9 protein-coding genes and 1 tRNA gene are annotated in these 6,272 nt (G+C 44.1%); 7 read left to right on the forward strand and 3 right to left on the reverse strand.

Annotation, left to right across the window (positions count from 1 at the left end; translation table 11 throughout):
* Both pgaC and pgaD read left to right on the forward strand, forming a co-directional pair.
* Window positions 1-1,137: poly-beta-1,6-N-acetyl-D-glucosamine synthase (gene pgaC / locus WA010_RS03160; RefSeq protein ID WP_422555725.1), on the forward strand; the 1,137-nt coding region annotated here is incomplete at its 5' end.
* A 1-nt stretch (window position 1,138) separates the two neighbouring features.
* Window positions 1,139-1,597 (forward strand): poly-beta-1,6-N-acetyl-D-glucosamine biosynthesis protein PgaD, encoded by a 459-nt coding sequence (pgaD, locus tag WA010_RS03165; protein WP_422555726.1) that lies wholly within the window; start codon window positions 1,139-1,141, stop codon window positions 1,595-1,597.
* On the opposite strand, the gene WA010_RS03170 is transcribed toward pgaD, so the two are convergent.
* Complete coding sequence (locus WA010_RS03170) at window positions 1,575-1,742, reverse strand: hypothetical protein (protein ID WP_422555727.1); 168 nt, start codon at window positions 1,740-1,742, stop codon at window positions 1,575-1,577. The two genes, pgaD and WA010_RS03170, sit on opposite strands and share 23 nt — an antisense overlap.
* A gap of 20 nt (window positions 1,743-1,762) precedes the next feature.
* On the opposite strand from WA010_RS03170, the gene WA010_RS03175 reads away from it, so the two are divergent.
* A complete protein-coding gene (locus WA010_RS03175) occupies window positions 1,763-2,428 on the forward strand; it encodes an IMPACT family protein (RefSeq protein ID WP_422555728.1) in 666 nt (221 codons plus the stop codon).
* Between the two features lie 3 nt (window positions 2,429-2,431).
* Here WA010_RS03175 and WA010_RS03180 read toward each other — a convergent pair whose 3' ends face one another.
* On the reverse strand, window positions 2,432-2,782 hold the full coding sequence (locus WA010_RS03180; protein WP_422555733.1) for a DUF3137 domain-containing protein: 351 nt from the start codon (window positions 2,780-2,782) through the stop codon (window positions 2,432-2,434).
* A 107-nt stretch (window positions 2,783-2,889) separates the two neighbouring features.
* Between WA010_RS03180 and WA010_RS03185 the strand changes: the two genes are divergently transcribed.
* The 4 genes from WA010_RS03185 to WA010_RS03200 are packed head-to-tail and all read left to right on the forward strand — an operon-like array spanning window position 2,890 to window position 6,093.
* Window positions 2,890-3,219, forward strand: coding sequence for a copper-binding protein (locus WA010_RS03185; RefSeq protein ID WP_422555729.1), 330 nt, complete (start codon window positions 2,890-2,892; stop codon window positions 3,217-3,219).
* Window positions 3,216-3,416 (forward strand): hypothetical protein, encoded by a 201-nt coding sequence (locus WA010_RS03190; protein WP_422555730.1) that lies wholly within the window; start codon window positions 3,216-3,218, stop codon window positions 3,414-3,416. Before WA010_RS03185 ends, WA010_RS03190 begins: the two co-directional genes overlap by 4 nt.
* Window positions 3,410-4,753, forward strand: a complete 1,344-nt coding sequence (locus tag WA010_RS03195) for a TolC family protein (RefSeq protein ID WP_422555731.1) — start codon at window positions 3,410-3,412, stop codon at window positions 4,751-4,753. The genes WA010_RS03190 and WA010_RS03195 overlap by 7 nt, the downstream gene beginning before the upstream one ends.
* Window positions 4,753-6,093 (forward strand): multicopper oxidase family protein, encoded by a 1,341-nt coding sequence (locus WA010_RS03200; RefSeq protein ID WP_422555732.1) that lies wholly within the window; start codon window positions 4,753-4,755, stop codon window positions 6,091-6,093. The genes WA010_RS03195 and WA010_RS03200 overlap by 1 nt, the downstream gene beginning before the upstream one ends.
* A gap of 53 nt (window positions 6,094-6,146) precedes the next feature.
* Here WA010_RS03200 and WA010_RS03205 read toward each other — a convergent pair.
* Window positions 6,147-6,223 (reverse strand) — tRNA-Asp (locus WA010_RS03205).
* Between the last annotated feature and the right edge of the window lie 49 nt (window positions 6,224-6,272).

A 6,272-nucleotide genomic window follows, 5' to 3' on the forward strand; every position in this document is an offset into this window, starting at 1 on the left:
GCTAATGAAAATTGGCAAGGGGTGAGTATTTTGATCCCTTGTTACAATGAAGGGCAAAATGCCATTGAAACGATTACCTATGCCCTCAATGTTGATTACCCTGAATTTGAAGTTATCGCCATTAACGATGGAAGCAAGGATGATACATTAGAGATATTGGTTGCATTGGCAAAAGATAATCCGAAATTAAAAGTGGTCAATTTAGCTGAAAATCAGGGTAAAGCGTTAGCTCTTCAATCTGGGGCTTTGTTGGCCAAGTACGAATATCTTATTTGTATTGATGGGGATGCATTGATCGATCAACATTGTCTCCATTGGATGGTGAAACATTTTATCCGTTATCCCGAAGTCGCCGCAGTGACGGGTAACCCACGGATACGGAACCGAACGAGTTTGTTAGGTAAAATTCAAGTCGGTGAGTTTTCCTCGATTGTAGGGATGATCAAGCGGGCACAGCGCAGTTTCGGTCGTCTATTTACCGTATCGGGCGTTATTACCGGATTTCGAAAAGCGGCAGTGCATGAGGTAGGTTATTGGAGTCCGGACATGTTGACCGAAGATATCGATATTACATGGAAACTTCAACGAAACGGTTGGGATGTCCGTTTTGAGCCTCGGGCTTTGGTGTGGATTTTAATGCCGGAGACACTAAGCGGGTTGTGGAAACAACGTTTGCGCTGGGCTATGGGTGGAGCACAGGTGATGCTTAAAAATTTTAAAGTATTATTTTCCCACAAACAAACCCATTTGTGGGCTCTTATGACCGAACTTATGCTCAGCACCCTTTGGGCGTATAGTATGGTATTGGTATTTTTAGTATGGTTTGCAAGTTTATTGCTCCCCATCAACTATCTGATGCCTCAGCAATCTCCGATACTTCCTGATCAAAGTAGCGTTATTTTAATCGGTGCATGTTTGATACAGTTTGCGATCAGTAAATGGTTGGATGGTCATTATGATGAAGGTTTGGGAAAAAATTATTACTGGATGATTTGGTATCCATTTGCCTACTGGCTACTTAATCTGTTTACCGCTGTCACAGCTCTTCCTAAAGTTTTATTCGGTAAAAAAGGTCGAGCTAGATGGGTTAGCCCAGACCGTGGTGTTCATCAACAATTACCGAAAAAAAAGGGTTAAAATGTCTGTCGAAACATTGATTATCAATAAACGTCATGAATTACCTAAGCGAAAAAAATGGTTCTGGGATGCTTTAACGATTGGACTTTGGTTAGGATTTATTTATCTATGGAAACCGGTATTGGTGATTTTTTATAAAATCATTACCTTAGAAGTTCCGGCAGATGAAATAGCCGATTGGATCTATGAAAATATCAGCAGTGTAACATTTGAACATGCAGTATTTGTCTTAAGCGTAACACCGATTATACTGTTTATCCTGTCACGATTAAATCGCCATCGTGCTCCAAGTGAGCATTTGATTTATCATGCCGATGATTATGTTGATTATTTTAATCTTAATAAAGCCCAACTGGAGAAGTGCGCGAATAGCCAATTGGTAACTGTTTATCATGACGATCATGGACATATTATTGACTTAAAAAACCAAATTTCAATTACCCCAGCATCGGCGGGTTAAAATACCAAAAGGCTCCAAGTGCGATGATACCGAAAATAGCGATTTTAAATACCCATTTCATCAGTTTAAGATAGACTAAAAAAAGGATGATACCGATTAGCCCCATAGACCCTAATCCGTATCCGCTCATCAAAAAATCGATCATAATGACTCCCAAAATAAAATGTGCGATTATACTATAATGCCATTATGAAAACAGTAGCGAAACTCTTTAGCGATTTGATCGAGATCAAAGGATCAAAATTTATCGCTCATCTCATACCGATGTCGATGTATGACGAGGAGATGAAACGGCTTCGAGAGCAACACCCCAAAGCGGTACATTGGGTGAGTGCGTATCGCTATCTCAATGAGTTTGATCAGATCGTCGAATACAGCGGTGATGACGGTGAGCCCAAAGGGACATCGGGGAAACCGACCTTGAGCGTGTTGCAAGGACATGAGCTGATTAATGCCGCGATTATCACAGTGCGTTATTTCGGCGGGACGAAGCTAGGACCCGGAGGATTGGTGCGTGCCTATGCCGAAGCGGCGAATGCGGCGTACGCACAAGCGGAGTTATTGCCCTATGAAAAACTCATAATCGAAAAAATCGAATGCAACTACTCGAATGTCTCCATGGTCGAATATGAAACCACTCAAAAGAATATTCGGATACTCTCAAAAGAGTTCGGAGAGAAGGGGGCGATTTTCGAGATTGAGGGGACGGGGGAAAATTTGGAAGTGTTTCACACTTCATTGGGGAGAAGTATTCAGCCAAAACAAATTACTAGGAACAGTGATGATTTGATGAATACTGATTGGGAAAAAGAGTGGAAGCCGTTTCTATAGATTTTACTCTTTACTCCATAATTTTTCATTGAGCTTCAACTCTTCGACCAATCCGATCGTATTTTGAAGGGTATTCACATATTCCATCGCATGTTTATAATCGAGCAACGAGGTAAAAACTGCCGGTTCAAACAAATCTTTTCCCGTACCGATCCCGACGTGGATATGGTTATGGACGAATGAGACAAAGAGGGGATGAGAAACGCGTCGTTGAAAATCCAAAATCCGTTTCATCATTGAGTGGGAGAGGATATAGCGCACTTCGATCTGGTCGCTTCCACTGAGTATGTCCTTTGGAATCGCGGGTGATGAGTAATGCGACCATTTAAGGCTCCTTTTTATTCTATGGCATATTTGTCTGAAGAGTGGATTAGAGTAAACGCGTTAATACGGTTATTACTTTGTTGATAATTTTTTTTTATAGATGTGTTAAACTGTTTTAACAAAAAAAAGGAGTTTTTATGCAATTTATTTCTGTAATGCTGATGGCTATTTTGGGAACAGTTTCTCCCGCAATGGCGATGGGGGATGAACATCATGATCATCCACAAAACGGGGTTGTCGCAGAGAAAACAGTGCGGGCAAGTGGAACGGTAAAATCGATTGCCCAAAATCATGAGAGTATCCGTATTTTCCATAATCCGATACCAGAGCTTAAATGGCCTGCTATGAATATGGAATTCGACGTGATAGATCATGATCTGACCCATCCGTTGGAAGTAGGGGATAAAGTGAATTTTGAATTTGTCCAAAAAGAGGGCAAAAATGTCATTATAAAGATCAAGAAATGAACCGTATCCTGATTTTATTTTTCATAGGAGTGATCAGTGCAAGCGGTGAAGAGATAAAAGTTTCTCCCAGCTCCCCGAACGCTACGGAGGGAAAAAGTGTTTACTCACCTCCTGCGCCTGCCGTTGATGTTGTCGAAGAGGGGTGTGTCCAGAAAGAGGATCAAAATGCGACGGGATATGGAGGTGCGAAATGGTAGTAAAAACTGTTACTACCTCGTTAGCGGCATTGTTCATCTTTTCGGGATGTTCTACCATCTCTCAAAAAGAAGCGTTTGATTCGGTCAATCAGCTCACACTGGAGCAGGGGAGCAAAAATCTTGAATGGATCAAAACACCTCAAGAAGCTGCGAGTGTTGATGAGAGTGTGCGCGTCCTTTTGTCAGAACCTTTGACACAGGAAAATGTTCTGCGGATTATGTTGATTAACAACCGTACATTGCAGCAAAGCTATGAAAATATCGGGATTGCTCAGAGTGAACTGGTGGAAGCGGGACTTATGCGTAATCCACTGCTGGGGTACAGTATCGGACGCGCTAACGGTATCACTACTTCCACGATCAGTGTGGAGGTAGCTTTTTTGGATCTTCTTTGGATTCCTCTGCGGCGCGAACTTGGCGGATTGGCACTCGAAGAGGCGACTCTCACTATCGGCGATATGGTTTTACGCAGTGCAAGAGATGCAAAGAAGAGCTACATAGAATCACGAGTAGCTGAGGAAAAAGTTGCTCTTAATCGTTCGATTTTAAAATCGTATGAAGCATCACTCCAACTGGCGGTTCGTCAATATACTGCCGGTAATCTCTCAAAACGGGATATGCTCAAAATTCAAGATAGCTATGAGCGTGCTCGCGTAGAATCGATAAAGCTCGCTCGTGAAAATGCTGCGGCGCGTGAGTCCTTGAATAAAGTTTTAGGAGTGTATGGGGAGCAAACTCATTATATCTTGAGTACAGAACCATTAACACGTCTTGAGCCTGCTGTTTTGGAACCCGGGTTGGAACAACATGCGATCATCAACCGTCTCGATATGCGCAGTGCGATGAAATCAGTCGATTATGCCGCAAAGCAGGCCGGATACAGTGAGAATACACGGCTCCTAGATGAAGTGGATCTATCGATCGAGAGTGAAAAAAGAACGGGCGAAAAGCGATTTAATATGTTTGGGATAAAGCTTCCCATCCCACTTTTTGATTTCGGACAGGCTCGGGTAAGTAAATCGCAGGCAATTTACAATCAAAGCGTTCATCGCCTTTATGAAACAGCCGTTAATATTCGCTCAGAGGTGCGTGAGGGGTATGCACACCTTCGATATACGTATGATATTGCAATCTCATACAATGAGGTGATTGTGAAAACCAATCAGCAGATTTTAGAAGAGACACAGCTTTTCTATAACGGGATGCTAGATGGCATTTATGAACTGCTCGAAGATCAGAGACGTGCGGGCGAGGCAAAAATGGAAGCGCTTGATGCGCTGGGAGAGTATAAGAGGGCACAAGCCGATTTAGAATATACGATAGGGGGGAAACTCTAGTGGGAAATAATAGACGCGATTTTTTAGGTTTGGGTGCGGCATTGATCGCATCCGCAGCACTCAGTTCCAATCTTAAAGCCTCCGAACATGACCATGGCGCACATGAAAGCAATAAACGTCAGCTTACCCTTGTCAAAGATCCAAAACGGGTTCTCTCCCCCGCTACGATCATTACCCCAAAAGAGGGGAAAAAGTACAATCCCGTCGTTACACTCAACGGCTGGAGCCTCCCTTATGAAATGAAAGAGGGGGTAAAAGAGTTTCGTATTATCGCTGAACCGGTTGTTCGTGAGTTTGCACCCGGAATGGTGGTCAACTGCTGGGGCTACAACGGTACCTCTCCTGGACCGACAATCGAAGCGGTTGAGGGGGACCTAGTACGGCTGATCGTGACGAACAAGCTTCCTGAGCATACGACGATCCATTGGCACGGATTGATCCTCCCTAACGGGATGGACGGGGTAGGAGGATTGACTCAGGTACAGATTGCTCCGGGTGAGACGTATGTGTATGAATTTACCCTTCGTCAAAGCGGAACGTTTATGTATCATCCTCATGCCGATGAGATGGTGCAGATGGCGATGGGGTGTATGGGGATGTTTATCGTTCACCCAAAAAGTCCGAAAGAGCATAAAGTGGATCGGGATTTTTGTTTTTTACTCTCCAGCTATGATGTGGCGCCTGGGACGTATACCCCAAACCCTTCCACTATGACGGAGTTTAATATCTGGAGTTTCAACAGCCGTGTTTTTCCGGGGATTGACTCGATGAATGTCAGAGTGGGGGATCGTGTTCGTATTCGTGTCGGAAATCTCACCATGACGAACCACCCGATTCACATGCACGGGCATCCGTTCGAGGTGACGTGCACCGACGGCGGATGGGTTCCTAAAAGTGCCCGTTGGCCCGAAGTCACCATCGATATCGGTGTGGGGCAGGTGAGAGCTTTTGAATTTATTGCTACCGAAGAGGGAGACTGGTCGTTTCACTGTCATAAATCGCACCATACGATGGGACCGATGGGACACAATGTTCCGAACATGATCGGGGTGAAACAAGACGATTTGACCGAAAAAATCAGCGATCTGATGCCTGATTATATGTATATGCCGATGGGTAAAAACGGAATGGCTGAGATGCAGGATATGGTCGAGATGGGGATGAAAAATCCTGAAAACACATTACCGATGATGACCGGACGCGGACCGTTTGGCCCGATCGAGATGGGGGGGATGTTTACCCTCGTAAAAGTACGCAAAAATCAACCTAAAGACGATTACTCTGATTCGGGTTGGTATAATCATCCGGAAGGGACAGTTGCACGAAAATATAATTTTTGAAGTTGCACTTGATTGTTGAATGGGCAGATTAAAAAGAGTACAGATTATGAAGATGGCGCAGCGGACGGGACTCGAACCCGCGACCCCCTGCGTGACAGGCAGGTATTCTAACCAACTGAACTACCGCTGCAGCGCCAAAAATAATGGTGGGAATTACAGGACTCGAACCTGTGACATCT

Source organism: Sulfuricurvum sp., assembly GCF_049305995.1.
In the GTDB taxonomy this organism is placed as follows: domain Bacteria; phylum Campylobacterota; class Campylobacteria; order Campylobacterales; family Sulfurimonadaceae; genus Sulfuricurvum.